Annotated in this window: 19 protein-coding genes and 1 tRNA gene; 15 read left to right on the top strand and 5 right to left on the bottom strand. The window is 51.3% G+C overall.

Annotated elements, in window-relative coordinates; all coding sequences use genetic code 11:
• Nucleotides 1-5: 5 nt before the first annotated feature.
• From rlmKL to AB8809_RS13635, 7 genes are all read left to right on the top strand, one after another.
• Nucleotides 6-2,123: a bifunctional 23S rRNA (guanine(2069)-N(7))-methyltransferase RlmK/23S rRNA (guanine(2445)-N(2))-methyltransferase RlmL gene (rlmKL, locus tag AB8809_RS13665; RefSeq protein WP_349856327.1), complete on the top strand. Its 2,118-nt coding sequence runs from the start codon at nucleotides 6-8 to the stop codon at nucleotides 2,121-2,123.
• A gap of 3 nt (nucleotides 2,124-2,126) precedes the next feature.
• Nucleotides 2,127-4,055 (top strand): ABC transporter ATP-binding protein, encoded by a 1,929-nt coding sequence (locus AB8809_RS13660; RefSeq protein ID WP_015840040.1) that lies wholly within the window; start codon nucleotides 2,127-2,129, stop codon nucleotides 4,053-4,055.
• Between the two features lie 226 nt (nucleotides 4,056-4,281).
• Nucleotides 4,282-5,526 (top strand): membrane integrity-associated transporter subunit PqiA, encoded by a 1,245-nt coding sequence (pqiA, locus tag AB8809_RS13655; RefSeq protein ID WP_369986522.1) that lies wholly within the window; start codon nucleotides 4,282-4,284, stop codon nucleotides 5,524-5,526.
• The gene (pqiB, locus tag AB8809_RS13650; RefSeq protein ID WP_369986521.1) at nucleotides 5,486-7,153 is read left to right on the top strand and encodes an intermembrane transport protein PqiB; all 1,668 of its coding nucleotides are present in this window, start codon (nucleotides 5,486-5,488) and stop codon (nucleotides 7,151-7,153) included. Before pqiA ends, pqiB begins: the two co-directional genes overlap by 41 nt.
• Complete coding sequence (gene pqiC, locus AB8809_RS13645; protein ID WP_015840043.1) at nucleotides 7,153-7,719, top strand: membrane integrity-associated transporter subunit PqiC; 567 nt, start codon at nucleotides 7,153-7,155, stop codon at nucleotides 7,717-7,719. The genes pqiB and pqiC overlap by 1 nt, the downstream gene beginning before the upstream one ends.
• 314 nt (nucleotides 7,720-8,033) lie before the next feature.
• Nucleotides 8,034-8,201: a ribosome modulation factor gene (rmf, locus tag AB8809_RS13640; protein WP_010276992.1), complete on the top strand. Its 168-nt coding sequence runs from the start codon at nucleotides 8,034-8,036 to the stop codon at nucleotides 8,199-8,201.
• A gap of 424 nt (nucleotides 8,202-8,625) precedes the next feature.
• Nucleotides 8,626-10,185, top strand: coding sequence for a methyl-accepting chemotaxis protein (locus AB8809_RS13635; RefSeq protein ID WP_180776943.1), 1,560 nt, complete (start codon nucleotides 8,626-8,628; stop codon nucleotides 10,183-10,185).
• Nucleotides 10,186-10,637: 452 nt separating this feature from the next.
• Here the strand turns inward: AB8809_RS13635 and AB8809_RS13630 are convergent.
• Nucleotides 10,638-10,727, bottom strand: a tRNA-Ser gene (locus tag AB8809_RS13630).
• A gap of 278 nt (nucleotides 10,728-11,005) precedes the next feature.
• On the opposite strand from AB8809_RS13630, the gene AB8809_RS13625 reads away from it, so the two are divergent.
• Nucleotides 11,006-11,743, top strand: coding sequence for a phosphatase (locus AB8809_RS13625; RefSeq protein WP_180776941.1), 738 nt, complete (start codon nucleotides 11,006-11,008; stop codon nucleotides 11,741-11,743).
• 64 nt (nucleotides 11,744-11,807) lie between these two features.
• Nucleotides 11,808-12,386, top strand: a complete 579-nt coding sequence (locus AB8809_RS13620) for a molecular chaperone (RefSeq protein ID WP_015840046.1) — start codon at nucleotides 11,808-11,810, stop codon at nucleotides 12,384-12,386.
• 93 nt (nucleotides 12,387-12,479) lie between these two features.
• On the opposite strand, the gene AB8809_RS13615 is transcribed toward AB8809_RS13620, so the two are convergent.
• From AB8809_RS13615 to mdtH, 3 genes are all read right to left on the bottom strand, one after another.
• Complete coding sequence (locus tag AB8809_RS13615) at nucleotides 12,480-13,046, bottom strand: lipoprotein (RefSeq protein WP_015840047.1); 567 nt, start codon at nucleotides 13,044-13,046, stop codon at nucleotides 12,480-12,482.
• Between the two features lie 202 nt (nucleotides 13,047-13,248).
• Entirely contained in the window at nucleotides 13,249-13,896 is a 648-nt protein-coding gene (gene grxB, locus AB8809_RS13610; protein ID WP_349856325.1) for a glutaredoxin 2, read from the bottom strand.
• 181 nt (nucleotides 13,897-14,077) lie between these two features.
• Entirely contained in the window at nucleotides 14,078-15,283 is a 1,206-nt protein-coding gene (mdtH, locus tag AB8809_RS13605; protein ID WP_015840049.1) for a multidrug efflux MFS transporter MdtH, read from the bottom strand.
• 315 nt (nucleotides 15,284-15,598) lie between these two features.
• Between mdtH and rimJ the strand changes: the two genes are divergently transcribed.
• The 4 genes from rimJ (at nucleotide 15,599) to murJ (ending at nucleotide 19,488) form a co-directional block, all read left to right on the top strand.
• Complete coding sequence (gene rimJ / locus AB8809_RS13600) at nucleotides 15,599-16,183, top strand: ribosomal protein S5-alanine N-acetyltransferase (RefSeq protein WP_015840050.1); 585 nt, start codon at nucleotides 15,599-15,601, stop codon at nucleotides 16,181-16,183.
• 9 nt (nucleotides 16,184-16,192) lie between these two features.
• Nucleotides 16,193-16,831, top strand: a complete 639-nt coding sequence (locus AB8809_RS13595; protein WP_349856324.1) for a YceH family protein — start codon at nucleotides 16,193-16,195, stop codon at nucleotides 16,829-16,831.
• Between the two features lie 28 nt (nucleotides 16,832-16,859).
• The gene (locus AB8809_RS13590; RefSeq protein WP_349856323.1) at nucleotides 16,860-17,825 is read left to right on the top strand and encodes a Gfo/Idh/MocA family oxidoreductase; all 966 of its coding nucleotides are present in this window, start codon (nucleotides 16,860-16,862) and stop codon (nucleotides 17,823-17,825) included.
• A gap of 127 nt (nucleotides 17,826-17,952) precedes the next feature.
• Nucleotides 17,953-19,488, top strand: coding sequence for a murein biosynthesis integral membrane protein MurJ (gene murJ, locus AB8809_RS13585; RefSeq protein WP_015840053.1), 1,536 nt, complete (start codon nucleotides 17,953-17,955; stop codon nucleotides 19,486-19,488).
• Nucleotides 19,489-19,602: 114 nt separating this feature from the next.
• Here murJ and argS read toward each other — a convergent pair whose 3' ends face one another.
• Complete coding sequence (gene argS / locus AB8809_RS13580; RefSeq protein WP_015840054.1) at nucleotides 19,603-21,333, bottom strand: arginine--tRNA ligase; 1,731 nt, start codon at nucleotides 21,331-21,333, stop codon at nucleotides 19,603-19,605.
• 657 nt (nucleotides 21,334-21,990) lie between these two features.
• On the opposite strand from argS, the gene AB8809_RS13575 reads away from it, so the two are divergent.
• Together AB8809_RS13575 and cutC are read left to right on the top strand one after the other, a co-directional pair.
• Nucleotides 21,991-22,536 carry a VOC family protein gene (locus tag AB8809_RS13575; RefSeq protein WP_181828426.1) on the top strand — a complete coding sequence of 182 codons (546 nt, stop codon included), beginning with the start codon at nucleotides 21,991-21,993 and terminating at the stop codon, nucleotides 22,534-22,536.
• A gap of 426 nt (nucleotides 22,537-22,962) precedes the next feature.
• Nucleotides 22,963-23,721: a copper homeostasis protein CutC gene (gene cutC, locus AB8809_RS13570; protein ID WP_349856322.1), complete on the top strand. Its 759-nt coding sequence runs from the start codon at nucleotides 22,963-22,965 to the stop codon at nucleotides 23,719-23,721.
• The last annotated feature ends 26 nt before the right edge of the window (nucleotides 23,722-23,747 follow it).

The raw sequence follows: 23,747 nt of genomic DNA, 5'->3' as shown, positions 1-23,747 counted from the left end.
ACGACATGAATGCTTTGTTTGCCAGCACGGCGCGGGGATTGGAAGAGTTATTGAAAAGCGAACTCGAATCATTGGGCGCGCAGTCCTGTACGGTGGTGCAGGGTGGTGTCCATTTTGAGGGGGACAACCGCCTGCTGTACCGGAGCCTGCTGTGGAGCCGTCTGGCGTCGCGCATTCTGCTGCCGCTGAATGAATTCAAGGTACATAGCGATCTGGATTTGTATCTGGGCGTGCAGGCGATTGACTGGTCAACGATCTTCAGCATCGATAAAACCTTTGCCGTGCATTTTACCGGCACGAATGAAGATATCCGCAACAGTCAGTACGGTGCATTAAAAGTTAAAGATGCGATTGTTGATAGCTTCACGCGCAAAACCGGACAGCGTCCGGACGTAGCGAAGCAGCAGCCGGATATTCGCGTTAATGTCTTTTTACAGCGTGACACGGCCAGCGTGTCGCTGGATTTAAGCGGCGAGGGCTTGCACCAGCGCGGCTACCGCGATCTGGCGGGGCTGGCGCCGCTAAAAGAAAATCTGGCGGCGGCGATTGTTTTACGCTCCGGCTGGCAAAACGGCACACCACTGGTCGATCCGATGTGTGGTTCCGGTACGTTGCTGATCGAAGCGGCGATGATGGCTGCCGATCGCGCCCCCGGTTTGCATCGTACGCACTGGGGGTTTAACGCCTGGTTAAAACACGATGCCGAACTGTGGCGCGAAGTGACGGCGGAAGCACAGCTGCGCGCCCGTCAAGGGTTGCAGGCAACCACGTCACGCTTCTTCGGATCGGATAATGACCGTCGGGTGATTGATATCGCCAAAGCCAATGCGCGTCGTGCAGGCGTGGCCGAATTGATTTCTTTCGGCGTCAAAGATGCGGCACAGCTGCAAAACCCGCTGCCGGAAGGTCCGAAAGGGACGGTCATCAGCAACCCGCCTTACGGTGAGCGTCTGGAAAGTGAGCCTGCATTGATCGCTCTGCATAATATGCTGGGCCGTAAGATGAAAAGCGACTTTGGCGGCTGGCAGCTCTCGCTGTTCAGCGCATCGCCGGAGCTGTTGAGCTGTCTGCAACTGCGTGCTGAACGCCAATTCAAAGCGAAAAACGGTCCGTTGGACTGCGTACAGAAAAATTATCAACTGGCAGAAACGCAGAGCGAATCCGCAGGACAAATCGCGGAAGACTTTGCCAACCGCCTGCGTAAGAACCTGCGTAAGCTGGATAAATGGGCAAAGCAGCAGGGGATTGAATGCTATCGCCTCTATGATGCCGATCTGCCTGAATATAATGTAGCGGTCGATCGCTACGGCAGTTGGGTGGTCGTACAAGAGTATGCGCCACCGAAAACTGTTGATGCCCAGAAGGCCCGTCAGCGCCTGTTTGATGTGATTAACGCGACGCTGAGCGTGCTGGAATTACCGTCGAACCGCCTGGTGCTAAAAACACGTGAACGCCAGAAAGGCAAAAACCAGTATGAAAAACTGGCACAGAAAGGCGACTTCCTTTTGATGGAAGAGTTTGGCGCCAAGCTGTGGGTCAATCTGACTGACTACCTGGATACCGGTTTGTTCCTCGACCACCGTATTGCCCGAAAAATGCTGGGTGAGATGAGCCGTGGCAAAGATTTTCTCAACCTGTTTGCTTACACCGGCACGGCAAGTGTACACGCCGGATTGGGCGGCGCACGTTCAACGACGACCGTTGATATGTCGCGTACCTATCTGGAATGGGCAGAGAAAAACCTGCGGGTGAATGGCCTGACCGGGCGTCAGCATCGTTTGATTCAAGCGGATTGCCTATCGTGGTTGCATAACGCCAATGAGCAGTTTGATGTCATTTTCATCGATCCGCCGACCTTCTCTAACTCAAAACGGATGGAAGAATCGTTTGATGTCCAGCGCGATCATCTGGCGCTGATGAAAGATCTCAAACGCCTGCTGCGTCGTGGCGGCACCATCATGTTCTCGAATAATAAACGCGGTTTCCAGATGGATAGCGCCGGCCTGACCGCGCTGGGGCTGAATGCCAAAGAAATTACCGCGCAGACCCAATCGCAAGATTTTGCTCGTAATCGTCAGATTCATAACTGCTGGCTGCTGACGCATGCCGGTGAGGAAAAGTAACCGATGTCTTTAATCAGTGTTTCAGGTGCATGGCTGTCGTTCAGCGATGCGCCGCTGTTGGATAACACCGAACTCCATATCGAAGAGAATGAGCGCGTTTGTCTGGTTGGACGTAACGGCGCGGGCAAATCTACCCTGCTAAAAATTCTGGCCAAAGAAATCCCGCTGGATGATGGTCGTATTACCTATGAGCAGGATCTGATTGTTGCGCGTTTACAACAGGATCCTCCGCGTGATGTTGCTGGTAGCGTCTTTGATTTTGTCGCCGAAGGGGTGGCCGCGCAGGCGGGTTACCTGAAAGATTACCATGCCATGCTGCGCCTGGTAGAGAGCGACCCAAGCGAAAAGAACCTGAATCAGTTGGCTAAGTTGCAGGATGTTCTGGAGCATCAGGGCCTGTGGCAACTGGAAAGTCGCATTCACGAAGTGCTGGAACAGCTTGGTCTGTCAGCCGATGCGCCACTGGCGTCGCTTTCTGGCGGCTGGCTGCGTAAAGCTGCGTTGGGCAGAGCGCTGGTGAGTTCACCGCGAGTTCTGCTGCTGGATGAACCGACCAACCATCTGGATATTGAGACGATTGACTGGCTGGAGACGTTCCTGAAAACGTTCCAGGGCAGCATTATCTTTATCTCCCATGACCGTTCATTTATTCGCAACATGGCAACCCGCATTGTCGATCTTGACCGCGGCAAACTGGTTTCCTGGCCGGGCAACTACGATAAATATCTGGAAGGAAAAGAAGAAGCGCTGCGGGTGGAAGATCTGCAAAATGCGGAGTTCGATCGCAAGCTGGCACAGGAAGAAGTGTGGATCCGTCAGGGCATCAAAGCCCGTCGTACCCGCAACGAAGGCCGTGTACGTGCGCTGAAGGCTATGCGTCAGGAACGTGCTCAGCGCCGTGAAGTGATGGGCTCGGCGAAAATGCAGGTTGAAGAAGCCGCCCGCTCCGGCAAGATTGTGTTTGAGCTGGAAGACGTGAACTATCTGGTTGATCAGGGCCCTCAGGGCGAAAGGAAAGTCCTGGCGCGCAATTTCTCCGCTCAGGTACAGCGCGGCGACAAAATTGCGCTGGTGGGACCGAATGGCTGCGGTAAAACCACGCTGCTAAAATTGATGCTGGGTGACCTGGAACCGATCAGCGGCCGCGTACATTGCGGGACGAAGCTGGAAGTTGCCTATTTCGATCAGCACCGTGCCGAACTCGATCCAGAACGTACGGTGATGGACAATCTGGCGGAAGGTAAACAGGAAGTGATGGTCAACGGCCGTTCACGCCATGTGTTAGGCTATTTGCAGGACTTCTTGTTCCATCCCAAACGCGCGATGACGCCAGTAAAAGCGCTGTCGGGTGGGGAACGTAACCGCCTGTTGCTCGCGCGTTTGTTCCTCAAACCTAGCAACTTGTTGATTCTTGATGAACCGACCAACGATCTGGACGTGGAAACGCTGGAATTGCTGGAAGAGTTAATTGAAAGTTATCAGGGAACCGTTCTGCTGGTCAGCCACGATCGTCAGTTTGTTGATAATTCGGTTACCGAATGCTGGATCTTTGAAGGTGAAGGCAAGATTTCCCGCTTCGTCGGTGGGTATTACGATGCACAGCAGCAGCGGGCAACGGCAACGCCATTGAGAACGACGAGTGCGCCAGCGGCAACTACGTCAGCGACGGCCGCGAGCACCGCACCGTCCGCTAAACGCAGCGCGGGGAAATTAAGTTATAACCAGCAGCGCGAATTAGAGCAGTTGCCGCAACGCCTTGAGCAACTGGAACAGGACATTGCGTCGCTGCAGGCGCAGATGAATGATACGGGTTTCTTTAGCCGCCCACGCGAAGAGACGCAGCAGGTGTTAAATGCTCTGGCGGAAGCGGAAAGCGCGCTGGAAGCCTGTTTCGAACGTTGGGAAGAGTTGGAAGCACAGAAAAACGGCTAATCCACGTGATTGCATGACCCCATCAAGGCAGGCGTGATGTCTGCATTGATGGGGTTTTCAGTCATACGCTGACGAGTTTTGAAGGAGATAATGCGTGTGTTCCCATCACGATCGACATGACCCTGATCTTCAACAAAAACAGAGTCATCAACACAAGCACGATCTTCAACATGAACCTGTTCATGGGCATAGCTCTGAACACGAACATCATCACCATGATGATTATATGCTTTGCCCGCAGTGTGACCTGCTGGTGGAGCTACCTGAACTCTTGCACGGCCAGAAGGCGACCTGCCCGCGTTGCAAAACGGGACTAACCAGTCGACAGACGGAACCGCGTAAACGACCGGTTGGCTATGCGGTGAGCGCGTTATTCATGCTATTGCTGGCAAACCTCTTCCCCTTCGTTTCTATGCGTGTGGCGGGAATCACCAGCGAAATAACCCTGATACAAATTCCTAAAGTGATGGTGGCGGAAGACTATGCCAGCGTCGCGACGCTGTTTATGCTTTTTGTTCAGCTGGTTCCGGCCTTAAGTATGCTGACCCTCATTCTGCTTTGCCTGCACGCCTCGTTACCGCTGGCGTTGAAAAAAAGCATGGGTAAGATGCTGTTTCATCTCAAAAGCTGGGGAATGGCGGAGATTTTTCTGGCTGGCGTGCTGGTCAGTTTTGTCAAACTAATGGCCTATGGCGATATCGGCATCGGTACCAGTTTTGTGCCTTTTGTCCTGTTCTGTCTGTTGCAACTGCTGGCTTTTCAAAGCCTCGACCGCCGCTGGCTGTGGAATGATATCGTGCCGCCCCCGGCATTACCTGCGCTCCCGGTTCTGGGGAAAAGCGGGTTATCGCAAGGGCTGCGTTCGTGCTCATGTTGTACCGCTATTCTACCAGCCAGTCAGTTAATCTGCCCACGTTGCCACTCACGCGGACATGCTCGCAAGAAGCATAGCCTGCAATGGACGCTGGCTCTGCTGATTACCTCGGTGATGCTGTATATCCCCTCGAATCTGCTGCCGATCATGGTGACCGAAGCCTTCGGCGATCGCATGGGATCGACGATCATGTCGGGTGTTATTCTGCTGTGGGGAATGGGATCTTATCCTGTTGCGATGGTTATTTTTGTCGCCAGCGTCATGGTGCCATCGCTAAAAATGTTGGCCTTAGGCTGGCTTTGTTGGCAGGCGAATGGCAAAACCAAAAAAACGGAAGACAGCGAGCGGATGCATGTCATCTATGAGATGGTTGAGTTTGTTGGACGCTGGTCGATGATTGATGTGTTCGTGATTGCCGTCCTGTCTGCGATGGTGCGCATCGGTCGCCTGATGAGTATTTATCCCGCCGTTGGGGCGGTGCTGTTCGCGGCCGTGGTGATTTTGACCATGTTTGCCGCGATGATGTTTGATCCCCGTTTGTTGTGGGATCGTCGCAATGATGTTCTTCATAAGGAGCCTGCCGTTGGCGAAAGATAATCATGCCGTTGCGGATGTAGAAACGATTAAACGCTGGTCGCCGGTCTGGATTGTGCCGATTGTCACGGTGCTAATCGGCGCCTGGATACTGTTTTACCATTTCAGTCATCAAGGGCCACAAATCACGCTGATGACCAGCAACGCCGAGGGCATTGAAGCGGGCAAAACCGCCATCAAAAGTCGTAGCGTAGACGTTGGGGTGGTAGAGAGCGTGGTACTGAGCGACGACCTTCATCAAGTGGAAATCAAAGCGCGTCTGCATGATGGCATGGAGAAACTGCTAAAGCAGGACTCCGCTTTCTGGGTGGTTAAACCACAAATTGGTCGGGAAGGGGTTTCCGGTCTGGGGACGCTGCTATCCGGCGCTTATATTGAGCTCCAACCCGGAGCCAATAAGGATGAGAAACGCGAGTTTACTTTGCTGGATGCGCCGCCGCTGGCCTCGCCGGATGCGAAAGGCATCAGGGTAATACTGGACAGTGAACAATCCGGGCAACTGAATGCGGGCGATCCGGTTCTGTTCCGTGGCTATCGGGTGGGATCGGTGGAAACCAGCGAGTTCGATCCGAAAGCGCGCAAGATGCGCTATCAGCTGTTTATCTCAGCACCGTATGATGGGTTGGTCACCAGCAATGTTCGTTTCTGGAAAGACAGCGGCGTTGCATTTGATATGTCGGCACAAGGTATGCGCGTCGAAATGGGCTCGTTGACCACGTTGTTCAGTGGTGGCGTCAGCTTTGATGTCCCAGCAGGATGGGAACTGGGCGATGCGGCCAAGACCATGGCGCAATATCGGCTCTTTGATAGCCAGCGTAGCATTCAGGACTCGCTGTATACCGAATATAAAGAGTATCTGCTGTTCTTCAGCGAATCGATCCGGGGCTTACAGGCGGGAGCACCGGTTGAATTCCGTGGTATTCGACTGGGCACGGTTGCCGAAGCGCCGTTTTTCCCAAAAAATATGAAGCAAGATCTGGATGATGATTATCGCATTCCGGTGTTGATTCGTATTGAACCCGATCGGTTCGAGAAGAAGATTGGTGGCTCGTTTGATTTTGAACAGCACCTAAAACAAGCCCAATCGTTGGGACTACGCGCCTCGATGAAGTCGGCTAACCTCCTGACAGGAGCGCTCTACATCGATTTCGATTTTTATCCAAAAGAGAAAGTGGATAAAAAACTCTTGGTTCTGGATGGCTACCCAATTCTGCCTACCATTGACGGCGGTCTGTCACAGATTCAGCAGAAACTGATGGCAGTGCTCGATAAGGTGAACAACTTGCCGCTGAACCCGATGATTAATGAAGCGACGAAGACGCTGGCGGAAAGTCAGGCGACGATGCGTGAAATGCAAAAAACGTTGGCGACGCTAAACAAGCTCACGTCCAGCAAAGCGATGCAGGACCTGCCGGAAGATATGCAAAAAACACTGCTTGAACTGAATCGTAGCATGAAAGGCTTCCAGCCCGGCTCGCCAGCATATAACAAGATGGTGGCGGATATGCAGCGGTTAGATCAGGTATTGCGGGAGCTACAGCCTGTGCTGCGTACCCTGAACGAGAAAAGCAACGCATTGGTGTTTGAGGCCTCGGGTAGTCAGGATCCTCAGCCGAAGAGGGCGAAATAATGATGAAAGCATGGACACTGGTTCTGGCGCTGGTATTGAGTGCGTGCAGCAGTAGCAGTACGCAGAAAACGTATTATCAACTGCCGATCATCGCGGATACCAACACAGTGCAGGCGGCGGTGACTCAGGGTCACCCGCTTTGGGTTGAACATGTCAGCGTGGCGGACTATCTCGTCAATGCGGGATTGGTCTACCAGACTAACGATGTGCAGTATGTCATTGCCAGTAATAACCTGTGGGCCAGCCCTCTGGATCAGCAATTGCAGCAGGCGCTGGTGACTAATCTAGGGCATAAATTGCCCGGTTGGGTTGTGACCACACAGCCGCAAGGAAGCGATCAGGCGGTGTTGAACGTGTCGGTTACGGGTTTTCACGGCCGCTATGATGGCAATGCTGTCGTGCGCGGAGAGTGGATGCTGACCTATCAGGGAAAAGTAGTTAAACGCTCCTTCAGCGTAGTACTACCACAAACGGAAGATGGCTATGACGCACTGGTCAGAACGTTGGCACAAGGCTGGCAGCAGGTTTCCCAGTCGATTGCACAGCAGGCCGTGACGCTGAACTAAGCGTTAGCCATGCTCTGCATCATCCGATTGTGATTTGAAAACACGAAGTCCCTAAGACAGGTTTCTCGTTAATCAGGCCCTAAGAATGTAATGCTGTGATTGCATTATGTTTTTAGGGCTTTTTCATTATTTTCAATTGGTTATGATTTTTTGTGATGTAGGAGGGAAAATTCCTATTTTGGATCACAAATATGACACTGGCGTGAATTTTGCGCCTTGACCTTTGGCGACATAATCGGTATTGATAGTCTGTGGTTGCTTATAAAGTAATCATTGTTTTCTTTCCACCAGATAAATAATGAGGGAAATAAGGCATGAAGAGACAGAAACGCGATCGCCTGGAACGGGCTCATTCACGTGGTTATCAAGCAGGTATTGTCGGTAGACCGAAGGAATTTTGTCCTTATCAATCCATTAATGCCCGGTCCTACTGGTTGGGAGGCTGGCGAAAAGCCATGGAAGACAGGGCTGTTACCGCTTAGCGCGCCTTGTCATTAGAGGGAACGCCTCCGCTTTTGCGGAGGCTTTTGTTTTTTTAGGGGCTAAATACCCGATTCTTCTTCTCCCTGCGTATTGATGTAGGGCCAACGACGACACCACCAATCGGCAGAATCAACGAACATAATCGACAAATGCGCTCGGGAAGTCTGAGGCCTCGGATAGCGCTCCGAGATCTTGCTATTTCCGTAACGTTATTTACCTATTAATTTCGATTTCGATCATTTTATTCATGATTTTTAGTCTTTATTGCTCGATATCGTCTTTAAATTGAGCGAATAAGGTGGTTTTTCATTATTTTTTGTTAAAAAATCTATCATTACTACCTGGATGGTATGGTTCGGAGCGGCAATGTAGTGTAATTTTTTGTTCGGAATTTTCTGAAAAGCGGTTAGAGAGAAAAATATCGTGAAATTACGAACCAGAATTGCACTGCTATGCGGTACGACCTTGTTAGGGATGTTAATTTTATCCGCGGTGGCGCTGAATACGCTCTATAACACGATGATGAGCGAACGCGTCGGCCAGCTTTCTACGTTAGTTCAACTGGCTCATTCGGCGGCACAAAAAGCGTATGATCTTGAAAAAAGTGGTCAGCTGTCGCATGAGGACGCAGAAAAAGAGGCCAAACGGACGATCGGCAATTTCCATCAGGGCGATCGCTATTTCTTTGTGCGCGGTTACACGAATGATGTGAACTACGTTCATCCTAATCCTAAGCGTATTGGCATTGTCGATGCCAATGGGGGTAAAGAAGCGGGGGAACGCTATCGTGCTTCGCTTCAGGGCAATACGATCGGCACCGTGATTGCGGAAGGGACGCGCCCGGGGCAGCAGAATAAAGTTGAGAAGCTTTATGCCGTCATCAAATTCGAGCCTTGGGATTGGACGATTGGCTACGGCGATTACATTGACGATATCCAGCAAACATTCTGGCGTAATGCGCTGATCCTGCTGTCCTTAGGGCTGGTTCTGCTGTTAATCATTTCTGCATTTGCGTGGAATATGTTCCGTACGCTGATGCGTCAGCTCGGCGGTGAGCCTCAGTATGCCGTGGATGTCGTACGCGAAATTGCGGGAGGTAATTTACGCGTCGATGTTGAAACAAAGCAGGGCGATCAAACCAGTATTCTTTACGCTATTCGCGCGATGCGCGACAACCTGTCTCATCTGGTTAATCAGGTTCGCAGTAGTACCAACTCCATTGCAACTGCTTCAACACAAATCGCATCAGGTAACGGCGATTTGTCTGCGCGTACCGAATCACAGGCTAGCGCATTAGAACAGACGGCTGCGGCAATGGAACAGCTGACCGCGACGGTGAAACAGAATGCGGACAACGCCCGTTATGCGAATGAGCTCGCGGTATCAGCGTCGGATGTGGCGGTGCGTGGTGGTGATGTTGTCAGCCGGGTTGTTGTGACGATGGACTCCATCAGCCTGTCGTCACGCAAAATTGTGGATATCATCGGCGTTATCGACAGCATCGCTTTCCAGACAAACATTCTGGCGCTGAATGCGGCGGTAGAAGCGGCACGCGCCGGTGAACAAGGCCGTGGTTTCGCTGTAGTCGCGAGCGAAGTCCGCACATTGGCGCAGCGCTCGGCATCCGCCGCCCGGGAAATTAAAGGCCTGATTGATGACTCTGTTGCTAAGGTGGGTGAGGGCACGGATTTCGTGAAGCAGGCTGGCGATACGATGAATGAAGTGGTTGAAAGCGTACACCGCGTAACGTCCATGATGGGTGAAATCAGTGTGGCGAGCGCGGAGCAGCGTTCTGGGATTGAACAGGTTAATCTTGCGATATCGCAGATGGATCAGAGCACTGAACAGAACGCTGCGCTGGTTGAAGAAGCACTGGCGGCGGCACACTCGCTGAGCGAGCAGGCACAGGAATTATCACGTACCGTTGAGCAGTTCCGCGTCGATGAGTCAGCAGGCAGCTATCTGGCGCTGGGGGCAAGATAGCTGTAACAAAATGGCAGGGTTCAGGGACTACTCGAACCCTGTCAAGGCTTCTCATCCGTTCCAACGGTATAAAAGAAAACTCCCTTAACTTGCGTTAAGGGCAGCTCGGTGTACGTATGTGGGGGATTGACTCGCGGCGTCCTGCCGCTCGCCCTGCGGGCCGCCGTTGGCGGTCCAAAACGCCAGTCCTGTCGTTTTGTCGAACCCTGTCAAGGCTTCTCATCCGTTCCAACGATATAAAAGAAAATGCCCTTAACTTGCGTTAAGGGCAGCTTGGTGTACGTATGTGCGGGGATTGACTCGCGGCGTCCTGCCGCTCGCCCTGCGGGCCGCCGTTGGCGGTCCAAAACGCCAGTCCCGTCGTTTTGTCGAACCCTGTCAAGGCTTCTCATCCGTTCCAATGGTATAAAAGAAAACGCCCTTAACTTGCGTTAAGGGCGTTTTCTTTTATATGGCGGTGAGGAAGGGATTCGAACCCTTGATACGTTTTCACGTATACACACTTTCCAGGCGTGCTCCTTCAGCCTCTCGGACACCTCACCGTGGTCTCGCAGCATCGCATATCAGCGGACGGCGCTAATGTAGGTAAATTGCCGAACAGCGTCAACAAACTTCTGCATTCAATACGTGCAATTAGCTAAAGTTAACGCAATTTGTTGCTTTGCTCACCGTTTTTGCTCTTGTCTTCGTTCATTCCCTGTCGTTATACAAAAAATCAATGTTTCATTTATGTTAATCATGCGTTGTAATTTCGCTCACTGGCTGCGGAATACCCCCGAAAATGGTATGCTGACTGGCAAACGTTGACCCAGGAGAACCTATGTATCCCGTCGATTTACATATGCACACCGTTGCCAGCACGCACGCTTACAGTACCCTGCATGACTACATCGCTGAAGCACAGCAGAAGAATATTCGCCTGTTTGCCATTACCGATCATGGCCCGGATATGGCGGATGCGCCGCATTACTGGCACTTCATGAATATGCGCGTTTGGCCGCGTCTGGTTGATGGCGTCGGTATCCTGCGCGGTATCGAAGCAAATATTAAAAACATTGAAGGCGATATCGACTGTACCGGACCTATGCTGGATCAGGTTGATGTCATTATCGCGGGCTTTCATGAGCCGGTTTTTCCACCACAGGATAAAGATACACATACCGCTGCGATGATCGCGACCATGGCGCGCGGTGACGCGCATATCATTAGTCACCCCGGCAACCCGAAATATCCTGTCGATATCCGTGCAATTGCGGAAGCTGCGGCGAAATACAATGTAGCGCTGGAGCTGAATAACTCCTCTTTCATGCATTCACGCAAAGGCAGCGAACCAAACTGTCGGGCGATTGCTGAAGCCGTGCGTGATGCCGGTGGGTTACTTTCTTTAGGTTCTGATTCCCATATCGCGTTTTCTCTGGGAGACTTTACCCACTGCGAACGTATTTTGCAGGAAGTAAATTTCCCGCAGGATCAGATATTGAATGTAAGCCCTCGGCGCGTGTTGGATTTCCTCGAACAGCGGGGAATGCCTGCTATCGCTGAACTTGCTGATTTGTGACATTGTCACTTAAGAATGCTGTCACTTAAAAATACTGTTACTTAAAAAACAAACAGGGTTATCAATGAACGAATTTTCTATTGTGTGCCGCCTATTGGGCACGCTGTTTTATCGCCAGCCACAGGATCCTTTGCTGACGCCACTGTTCACGCTGATTAAAGAGGGGAAGCTGGCGCAACATTGGCCGCTGGAGCAGGATGCCTTGTTGGCCCGTTTGCAAAAAGGACTGGATTTACCTGCGATGGCGGCGGACTACCAGGCTCTGTTTGATAGCGAAAACGGCTCCGTTTCGCCGCTGCGTTCGTCCTATGAAAGCGATGCGGATGACGCAGAAATTCGTACCTTTTTGCAACAACGTGGCATGCCGTTAAATGACGGCGCAGTTGGTCATTTTGGTAGCTTACTGCTTGCGGCGTCATGGCTGGAAGATCAGGCACAGGAAGACGAAACGACTGCACAGATTACCTTGTTTGATGAATATCTCTTGCCGTGGAGCGATCGTTTTCTTGGGAAAGTGGAAAGCCATGCGACCACTGCATTTTATCGTACGCTGGCGATCGTGTGTCGTGAGGCGCTAGAAGCCATGCGAGATGAATTGGGTGAAAGCGACGACGAAGAAGACGAGTCAGAAACAGAAGAATAATACGGTGGTATGAAACCCCGCAGTATGAAACCCTGCAGTATGAAACCTAGTGCGCCGATAGCAGACATAGTGTTTGCTATCGGCGAGTAAACATTAGTCAGTAAACAGGATAACGATCTGGCCAGGTTTGATTTCGATGCCTTTCGCCATCTTCTTCGCCAGCGATTCCGTTGTGCTCTTATCTGCATTCAACACGTAAGCCGGTTTTTGGTCAAAATAGCTTTTTAGCGATTGATTGAGGTAAGGGCTTAGGGTTTTCATTACCGTCTGCATTTTTTCCGGCTGAACGGTGTAATCGACCAGTTCCATGTCTTTCAGGTAAATCGCGCCCTGCGTTTTATCAAATACTGGCTGTGCTTTCAGCGTTAACTTCATATCGGCAGCCTGATTGCCTAACAGGGATGAAATATCGACCTTCGCATTGCCCGCAAGCGTGACTTTCCCCGGTTCAGCCCGCCCAATCTGGCTGGATAGCTCGGTTAGCACGATATGCGCATCCACCACGCCAGGCACGCCCAACTGTTTCTGGTAATCATTGTGTTTTTGTAGGTACTCATTCACTTCCTGTTCACTGAGCGTGTATTGCGTGAGTTTATTACAGCCGCTGAGTGTAAAAGCCAGCAACACTGCGGCTGCTGCCATCCATCCTGATTTTTTCATTATTCTGACCTCTTAATGCTATTGACGCGCACAATCTACTCATCAGTGGCGTGTGTTCATACGGGTAATCTATTTGTGTGAGCAATCAACACGAATTACACATCGGCAGCGTGCGCTTGATGTACAGGGTAAACAATAGGATAGCACTGAAATAGCGGGGAAACGCCGCCTCACGATGAAGCGGCGGAGTAAAATCGAAGGGTTAGATTGCCAGACTGCTGAGCAGCGTGACCTGAGTCTGTTTCGCCATGTTATCCCGATAGGCTGCAACGCGTGAAGGGGGCGTGACACCCGCAACGATAGACAGCGATCGGAGCAGCGGGAAGAGGTCGATATCGTCCGTTGATAGTTCCCCGTTGCAGGCGTTTGGCTGGACAATCAGCGGATCGAGATCCTGTAAGTCATTATTCAATTTCTTAATCAGCCCCTGAGAATGACTCAAGTGGTCAGCAAAATTGCCTCGCTGCGCTTCCTTCTTATTAATAAAGTATTGCCGGGCGGAAGCGGAGGCAAATTCTTCAAAGGCAGCCTGAGCAAAGCGAGGGATAATCAGACGCGGCGTATATTCGGTGACTTTGCGCAGCCAGGCGGTGATGGCGGGATTGGTGGAACCGGTCAGCAGCGGCTTGCGGTCGTAATTATCGATGAAATGAACAATGTCCATGCTTTCAGGCATATGACTGCCATCGTCTTTTTGCAGAATGGGCACCATTTTCTGACCGATCAGCCGCTCTGGTGTCGCGGCGTCATCGTTCGCCAGTATTTGTAATTCGACAGGGAGATTTTTCAGGCCAAAGATCATGCGTGCTTTAACGCAGTAGGGACAGTGATCGTAAATGTAGAGCTTCATACGTTGTCTCCTTAATCACAGGGTATAGACAAAGGCCGCGGTGCGGCCACGCGAGTAACCCATCATCAAACAAAGTAAACCGAGCGTGTGAGAAGGCTCGCGACGAAACAATTGTTTGAATGTATTAGGAAAGTATAGAAGGGCATTACCGACGAGATCAAACTCGTCGGTAAAATTCAGACTAATGACCACCTAGCATGGCAGGCTCGATGCGACGTTGATTGAACTGCCAATACAATGCGGCTAACGTCAGGAACCCGATAGTGCCGAGCATAAACCACGGCAGTTCTGGCTGGTTCAACGCATGTCCGGTATCGAATAGCCAACCGCCGCCGCTGTAGCCAATCGCGCCGCCGAGCGCCAACCCAAGCCGACTGAACCCCATATAGCTGCCTCTGGCTCTGGCATCCGCCAGCGAGGCGCTCAGGGTTTCACGCGCGGGTTCGGCGATAATCGATCCAATGTAAAACAGGCAGATCAGCATCAGCAGGGTTTGCAGCTCTGTCGTCATCCCGATAGGGAACATACTGACGGACATAATGAACAGCCCTGCCATCAGACGCTGTTCCAGCCGGAAGCGCTTCTCGCTCCAGCGGGCGATAGGGTATAACAGCGTCAGCGACAGCGCTGCTTCAATGGCGTACATCCATTTCACCGCAGACGGTGTTCCGGCGATTTCGTTGACCATAATCGGCAACATCAACAGAACCTGCACGGCCAACATGTAGTAACCCGTTAGCGTTAACACATACATCAGGAAACGGCGGTCGCGAATAACGCGCGTGAGGCCTTCCAGTATTGGTGTCTTGACTGTTGAGATGCGATAGGCTGGCAGCAGCCAGGCATTGAGCGCCGCCGCGAGTACGAAGATGACCGCCCCCGTCCAGCAGACGATCTCAAAATCGTACTGGAGCAACCAACTACCAATGAGGGCGCCGATAACAGCGCCAGCGCTATCCTGCATCATTAACAGCGAGTAAAAACGGCCGCGTTCCTGCGGACGAATCAATTTGATGACCAGTGCGGTGCGTGGCGGATCGAAGAGTGTGCCGCCGAGGCCGGATAGCGCACAAGATAGCCAAAGCAGCCAGGGTTCGTCGGCAATTGCCATGAACACAAAACCGGAGGCGCGTAGGAGCATCCCGGTAATAATCATCGGTTTGGCGCCAAACCGGTCAGCAATGGCCCCGCCGAAAATACCGAGCCCTTGCTGAATAAACTGACGCAATCCCAATGCGATACCGACTAATAATGCCGCCCAGCCGAGATCGTCGACAAAACGAATGGAAATAAGGGGGAAGACAACAAAGAATCCCAGAACCACCAGCATATTATCGAGTAATAAAAAATATTTACCCAAGCTCCGAGCTTGCGACATCAGAGGCATGTTTCACCACAACGAAGAAAGGAGGAAAATAACAGACGTGACTATTTTGTACTCTAATTCGACTTTGGTATAGCCTATTGTTGGATAATATTTTTTTATCGATTTAACGTTATCCGAGTAGCATTTCGGCGAGAAAAAACGGCTTTCCTGATTCAACTGCGCAATAACTCGGCGACGAGGATTTTACGTCTCTGAATTTATGTGGTTATAGTAAGGATTATCGGAAATGCCGATATTTTCTGCTTATGTGGAATAATTACTTTTTCAACGGCGATGAATTTTACTTATCGATAACATGGAGAGGCAGGGGGAAAAATGTTTGGCTACCGTTCAACACCAGCAAGAGTGCAATTGACAACCGACAGGCTGGTGGTGCGTCTTGCCCATGAGCGCGATGCATGGCGTCTGGCTGAATACTATTCTGAGAACCGTGATTTCCTTAAGCCGTGGGAACCTGTGAGAGACGCCAGCCATTGCTACCCATCAGGCTGGCAAGCACGTCTGAGCGTGATTAACGATATGCACAAGCAGGGCAGCGCCTATTATTTCCTCCTGTTGGATCCGAATGAAAACGAAGTGTACGGCGTGGCTAATTTTAGCAACGTACTGCGGGGATCGTTTCACGCCTGCTATCTGGGCTATTCGCTCGGTCAGAAATGGCAGGGGCAGGGGCTGATGTATGAGGCGCTGCAACCAGCAATACGCTATATGCAGCGTCAACAGCACATGCATCGCATCATGGCCAACTACATGCCGCATAACCAGCGTAGCGGAGATTTACTGGCGCGTTTGGGGTTTGAACGTGAGGGCTATGCGAAGAATTATCTGCTCATTGACGGCAAATGGCAGGACCATGTATTAACCGCGCTGACCAACGCAGAGTGGAAGTCTCCGCGTTAAGGAAAAATGATGAAATACCAACTAGATACTCGTGAAGCTCGCGTGATTGGCTGCATGTTGGAAAAGCAAATCACGACCCCGGATCAATACCCGATGTCGTTAAACGGCATCACCACGGCTTGTAATCAGAAAACTAACCGTGAACCCGTGATGGAACTGAGTGAAAGCGAAGTGCAGCAAACGCTGGATTTACTCGTGAAGAAGCATTTTCTGCGCACGCTTAGCGGTTTTGGCAATCGTGTCGTGAAGTATGAACATCGTTTTTGCAACTCTGAATTTGGCGACCTGAAACTCTCACCGGCGGAAGTCGCACTGGTGACGACGCTTCTCCTGCGTGGGCCACAGACGCCAGGTGAACTGCGCACTCGCGCGGCCCGGCTGTATGAGTTTTCAGATGTTAGCGAGGCTGAGTCCACGCTTGAACAGCTGCAACAACGCGACGATGGCCCGTTTGTCGTTCGGCTGGCGCGGGAAGCGGGTAAGCGGGAAAGTCGTTATCGGCACCTTTTCAGCGGCGACGCCGGTGATGCTGCTGCTCCTGAACAAGAAGGGGCGGGCGACAATTCACATCAGTTGACTGAGCGGGTTGAGACGTTAGAAAAAGAGGTCGCGGAACTCAAACGTCAGCTTGCCGCGCTGTTAGCGTAATGGATCGGTATCAGGGAGAAAAATCGTTATGAAGCCTCAGATTGCCTCTGCGGAACGTGTCTCTGAGCAGAACATCGCTACCCAGCGTCCTCGTATCGGCGTTATCGGGTTGGGGTCTATCGCGCAGAAAGCGTATTTGCCGATTCTCAGTCAGGCCGAGCGCTGGGAACTGGTCGGCGCATTTTCTCCTGACCAACAAAAGACGCAGCGGATTTGTCAGCACTATCGAATGACGAGTTTCTCAGCGCTGGATGAGCTGGCTATACAATGTGATGCCGTTTTTGTGCACAGTAGTACCGCCAGCCATTTTTCCGTGGTGAGCCAATTGCTTAAGGCTGGCGTCGATGTTTATGTGGATAAACCGCTGGCAGAGACGCTGGAGCAGGCGGAAGCACTGGTCGAATTAGCAGAGCAACGGCAAAAAATTCTGATGGTCGGCTTTAATCGTCGTTTCGCGCCGTGCTATCAGCAGCTAAAACAGCGGCTGGATCAGCCGGCATCTCTACGTATGGATAAACACCGGATTAATGGTGTTGGGCCACAGGATGTGCGTTTTACTCTGCTGGACGACTATCTACACGTGGTCGATACGGCGCTCTGGCTGGTGGGTGGCGATGCCCAACTGATTGATGGCGTTTTGCATGCTAATGCGGACGGTCAATTGCTGTATGCCGAGCACCATTTCCAGAGCGGTAGCTGTCAGGTGACGACCAGCATGCATCGTCATGCCGGAAGCCAGCGAGAATGGGTTCAGGCCGTGACCCATGGCGGGCTCTATCAGGTGGATGAGATGCGTGAATGGCGTGAAGACCGCGAAGGTGTGACGCTCCGCCCGGCCGTGCCATCCTGGCAAACCACGCTGGAGCAACGTGGGTTTGTCGGTGCAGTGCAGCATTTCATGGCGGCAATTGAACAACGGAAACCAGCGGAAACATCCGGTAACCAGGCGTTGCTGTCGCAGCGCATGATTGAAAAATTGCTGGGAAAAAGCTGAAAAGTTCAGCGGTTATGACAATGCGCGGTAGCTATTACTCGCGCAATGCGTAGACTAGTCGCACCTCGCAATCAGGATGACCTTAACGGGTTACTAATCGGTCCTGAACCGTTCAGAACATAATCGGATGAATTTACTTAAATCACTGGCTGCCGTCAGTTCCATGACCATGCTATCGCGCGTCTTAGGGTTCGTGCGCGATGCGATCGTCGCCCGTATTTTTGGTGCCGGCATGGCGACGGATGCTTTCTTTGTGGCATTCAAACTGCCTAACCTGCTCCGCCGTATTTTCGCGGAAGGCGCATTCTCACAGGCGTTTGTGCCTATTCTTGCCGAATATAAAAGCCAGCAGGGTGAAGAGGCCACGCGAACGTTCCTCGCTTATGTTTCCGGTATGCTGACGCTGATTCTGGCGTTGGTCACCGTTGCGGGAATGGTTGCCGCGCCCTGGGTTATTATGGTGACCGCTCCCGGTTTTGCCGCGACGCCAGAGCGCTTCGAACTTACCTCGGATCTGTTAAGAGTCACGTTCCCCTACATCCTGCTGATTTCGCTGACCTCTATGGTGGGGTCGGTGCTCAACACCTGGAACCGTTTCTCGGTGCCAGCGTTTGCCCCGACATTGCTTAACGTCAGTATGATTGGCTTCTCGCTGTTTGCCGCGCCGTATTTTAACCCGCCAGTAATGGCGTTGGCCTGGGCGGTGTTGGTTGGCGGTTTACTGCAACTCGGCTACCAGTTACCGCATCTGAAAAAGATTGGCATGCTGGTATTGCCGCGCCTGAAATGGCGGGAACCGAGCGTCTGGCGAGTCATGAAACTGATGGGGCCTGCGGTTTTGGGTGTCTCGGTAAGCCAGATTTCACTCATTATCAACACTATTTTCGCGTCCTTCCTCAGCGAAGGGGCGGTGTCATGGATGTATTACGCCGATCGACTGATGGAGTTTCCTTCCGGTGTTCTGGGCGTGGCGTTGGGAACGATCTTACTCCCGTCGCTGGCGAAGAGTTTTGCCAGTGGCAATCATGACGAATACTCCCGTCTTATGGATTGGGGGCTCCGCCTGTGTTTCCTGCTGGCGCTGCCGAGTGCGGTTGCATTGGGTATTTTGGCTCAACCGTTAACGGTGTCTTTGTTCCAGTACGGCAAATTTAGCGCCTTTGATGCGCTGATGACTCAGCGGGCGCTGATAGCTTACTCGGTTGGGCTGATGGGATTGATTGTCGTTAAAGTGTTAGTACCTGGCTTTTATTCCCGACAGGATATAAAGACGCCGGTCAAAATCGCGATAGTCACGCTGATTCTGACGCAGGTCATGAACCTGATCTTTATTGGTCCGCTGCAACATGCGGGTCTGGCGTTGTCCATCGGTCTGGCCTCCTGCCTGAATGCCGGGCTGTTGTACTGGCAACTGCGTAAGCAGGATATTTTCCAGCCACAGCCGGGCTGGAAAGGTTTTCTGGTGCGTCTGCTGGTTGCGGTGATCGTGATGTCGCTGGTTTTGCTGGGGATGCTGTGGTGGATGCCCGCGTGGGATGACGGCAATATGACGATGCGAATTCTGCGTTTGCTGCTGGTTGTGGTCGCCGGGGCGGGCTCTTATTTTGCCACGCTGGCGCTGTTGGGATTCCGCCCTCGGGATTTCGCCCGCCGTAGCGTGTAACAACGGCAAATCGTTATTCGGTTGTTTTTTGCCTGCAACGCAAAACGCCATTGGTGGCAGCACCAATGGCGTTTTTGTTGTCAATCGACGGACAAGCTTTCAGTCGATGGAAGATTACATCTTCTCGACGGTTTCGATGCCCAGCGTATCCAGACCTTGCTTCAGCGTTTTCGCCGTCAGCAGCGCCAGTCTCAGACGGCTCTGACGCACGTCGTCACTTTCGGCATTGAGGATCGGGCAGTGCTCGTAGAAACCAGAGAACAGACCCGCCAGATCGTACAGGTAGCTACACATCACATGTGGAGTACCTTCACGGGCGACGGAGGTGATGGTTTCTTCAAACTGCAGCAGGCGCGTAGCAAGGGCAAACTCGCGCTCATCGCTCAGCGTAATCGGCTGCGTTAAGCTGTCTTCCTGTATTCCCGCACGTTTGAAAATAGACGCGACGCGGGTGTAGGCGTATTGCATGTAAGGTGCCGTGTTGCCTTCAAACGCCAGCATGTTATCCCAATCGAAGACATAGTCCGTCGTACGGCTCTTCGACAGATCGGCGTATTTGATCGCACCGATGGAGACCACTTTCGCCAGCGCGCTTAACTCATCACTTTCCATTTGTGGATTTTTCTCTGCGATGAGTTTCAGTGCGCGATCGTAGGCTTCATCTAACAGCTCGGACAGTTTGATCGTCCCGCCTGCACGCGTTTTGAATGGCTTGCCGTCTTTGCCCAGCATCATGCCGAACATATGATGTTCCAAACTGACGGAGTCAGGCACATAGCCAGCTTTACGCACGATGGTCCAGGCCTGCATTAAATGTTGATGCTGGCGGGAGTCGATGTAGTAAAGCACGCGATCGGCGTTCAGGGTTTCATAACGGTATTTGGCGCAGGCGATATCCGTTGTGGTGTAGAGGTAGCCGCCATCCTTTTTCTGGATAATGACGCCCATCGGTTCGCCTTCCTTGTTTTTATATTCATCAAGGAAAACTACCGTTGCGCCTTCACTTTCTACCGCCAGACCTTTTGCTTTCAGGTCGGCAACGATACCCGGCAGCATGCTGTTGTACAGGCTTTCACCCATCACATCCTGCTTGGTTAGCGTAACATTGAGGCGTTCATAGTTGATCTGGTTCTGCGTCATAGTGATATCGACGAGCTTGCGCCACATCTGACGGCAATATTCATCACCGCCTTGCAACTTCACTACGTAACCGCGTGCGCGCTCGGCGAAATCAGCGTCATCATCGTAGTGTTTCTTCGCTTCACGATAGAATGCTTCAAGATCGGACAGGTCCATCTCACTGGCATTTTCGTTTTGCATTTTTTCAAGGTAGGCAATCAGCATACCGAACTGCGTACCCCAGTCACCGACGTGGTTGGCACGAATAACATTGTGACCTAAAAACTCCAGCGTACGAGCGGCAGCATCACCAATAATGGTTGAACGCAGGTGGCCGACGTGCATTTCTTTCGCGACGTTGGGGGCAGAGTAGTCAATCACGATCGTTTGTGGTTCAACCGGTGTTAAACCTAATTTCGGTGCATTCAGTGCGTTCTCAACCTGACTCGCCACCCACTGCTTATCGAGAAAAATATTAATAAATCCCGGGCCTGCGATTTCTGTTTTTTCCGCAATGCCCTCCAGCGCCAAAAGCTGGACGACTTTTTCGGCCAATTGTCGCGGCGGCATGCCCAGTTTTTTTGCCACGGCCATGACGCCATTGGCCTGATAATCACCAAACTGTGCTTTTGCCGACTGACGAATCTGAGCTTCGCTGTCTGCTGGCGCGCCCGCGGCGGTTAACGCCTGGCTGACTTTTTCGGAGAGAAGAGCCTGAATATTCACCGGTTTACCTTAAATAAAAAATTAAGCCTTGCTTATACCATATTTGCCTTTCCTCGTCAGCAGACGGGGAGGGGCAACGGGACGTTCAGGCGAAAAAATACCCGCAAGCAGGATATGAAAAGGGAGCGATGACAGGGGAAAAACAGATAAGGAGAACACGACAAAAAAGAGAATGTAGTTTTAGGTAGAATAAAAATAAATAAAAATTACGGCCTTAACGTTTTCTGGATCGATTATTTACACCAATTTTATGTGAGTCTCTGGTTTTAAAATGACGAAAAATAGCGTATGCCGCAATAGCGATAAGCGCGATGGATATAATGAGTAAAACCATGATGATATCTCTGCGTTATTATTTGTGTTCTTAATTTATACGTTTTCTTTTAGGCGTTCAATGGGGCATCTATTATTTAAGATTCCTCCCAGAATAGGTTGCGAGACGTATCGCAGATTAACGCCGAGTAAAAAACATTTACGTTTATTAATCAAACAGCAGGGTTGTCTTTTCTTTGCATTTAATGCGTTTCATGTAACGAAGGTGTAAATAATTGTACAAAGGGAAAAGTAGAATTTAATTAGAATGCGCCACGGGTATGATATTCTCACTGCGTAAATGGTTATTGATAATGTGAGATGCCGCAAGGAGTTTTACCCGATATGTTACCCAATGATTTGATAACGGATTTAGCACGTTTTGAGCAGGAATTACAGGAATTGGCCGATGTGCTACAGCTGGATTTAAGTGCATTTCATGCTGACCATATCTCTCTGCGTTGCCATCAGAATACAACGGCTGAATCCTGGAAGGCGGCGCTGTTAAAACGTGGCCGTTTGCTGTCTGAAAATCAGATCAATGGTCGCCCAATCTGCTTGTTTATACTGGATAATGCCATTCCGGTCGGCCCGTGGCAGATGACGTGTGTCGAGCTACCATGGCCGGGGAAAAAGCATTATCCGCATGAAGGGTGGGAGCATGTGGAACTCGTGCTGCCTGGGGATGTGGAAACACTGCATCAGCGTGCGTTAGCCTGCTTGTCTGATGATGCTCTGCGTACGCCGGGCATCAAACTTAAATTCAGTTCTCCGCAAGGCGAAAAAGAACGCATGCCTAATCCGACGCTGGCGGTCACCAACGGGAAAGTGACAATAAAATTTCATCCATGTGATATACGCGATGTCGTCGCGAGCGAAATGTCTTCATGATGAAAAATGTCTTCATGATGAAAATAGTAAAGCGCTCGTATGCAGAGTAATCAGAAAGATAACATTGGCTGAAAGGTAAAATGACATGTCGCGTTATTCACGCCATTTTCTTCTACTTTATACCCTAAATAATTCGAGTTTCAAGAAGGCGGCAAGCGAGGGAATCCCGATGAGCTTACTTAGGTAAGTGATTCGGGTGAGTGAACGTAGCCAACGCACCTGCAATTTGAAGTATGACGGGTATAGAACAGATTAATAAAACTGTGGATTATGTCATGTTTATTTCGGCAATGTATCGCGTTCATTGTGACTCCTGTCTCCTCACGATATGAATGTGAATGCCATAGTTATTACTTTAGTCGGTCTGATGATTCGCCGATTTTTCGCTAAAGAAAATAGTCTGAGAGTTTACATGGAGGAGCAGCGATGACGAAACTGGAAGTATGCTGTTATAGCGTTGATTGTGCCATAACAGCAGCGCAGTCTGGGGCTGACAGGATTGAACTCTGTGCAGGACAACGAGAAGGCGGATTAACGCCATCCTATGGTGCGCTGCGTAGCGCTCGTGAAAAAGTCGCGATTCCCGTTCACCCTATTGTGCGTCCGAGAGGCGGCGATTTTTGCTATAGCACGATGGAATTGGCTGCCATCAAATATGACATTGAACAGATTCGCGAGATGGGGTTTCCTGGCGTCGTTGTAGGCGTACTCAATGAAGAAGGGCACATTGATTTGCCCAAAATGCGCGAAATCATGGCGGTGGCTCAAGGAATGGCGGTGACCTTTCATCGTGCGTTTGATATGTGCCTGAACCCTTATGTTGCGCTGGAACAACTCACCGACCTTGGCGTATCGCGCATATTAAGCTCTGGGCAGCAACAAACGGCAGAAAATGGATTACGGTTATTACGTGAACTAACACAGGCCAGTCGCGGTCCAATTATTATGGCAGGTTCCGGCGTGCGACTGACTAACCTGCACAAATTTCAGCAGGCGGGTATTCGAGAACTGCACAGCTCCGCCGGGCAGTGGACGTCATCCCCCATGCGTTATCGCAAAATCGGTGTGTCGATGTGTTCTGAGACGGAGTTAGATGAATTTAGCCAGTATTGCGTGGATGGTGATGTGGTGGCAGCAATGAAACGGGCGGTGAGCCCGGAGCGTGAAATGCAGTATGTATCGTAATCTAAGGTGTTTTATGGTGTAGCGGT

The organism is Pectobacterium aroidearum (assembly GCF_041228105.1).
In the GTDB taxonomy this organism is placed as follows: domain Bacteria; phylum Pseudomonadota; class Gammaproteobacteria; order Enterobacterales; family Enterobacteriaceae; genus Pectobacterium; species Pectobacterium aroidearum.
The sequence above is the reverse complement of the archived record's forward strand: the minus strand, read 5'-3'. Positions and strand labels throughout refer to the sequence as shown.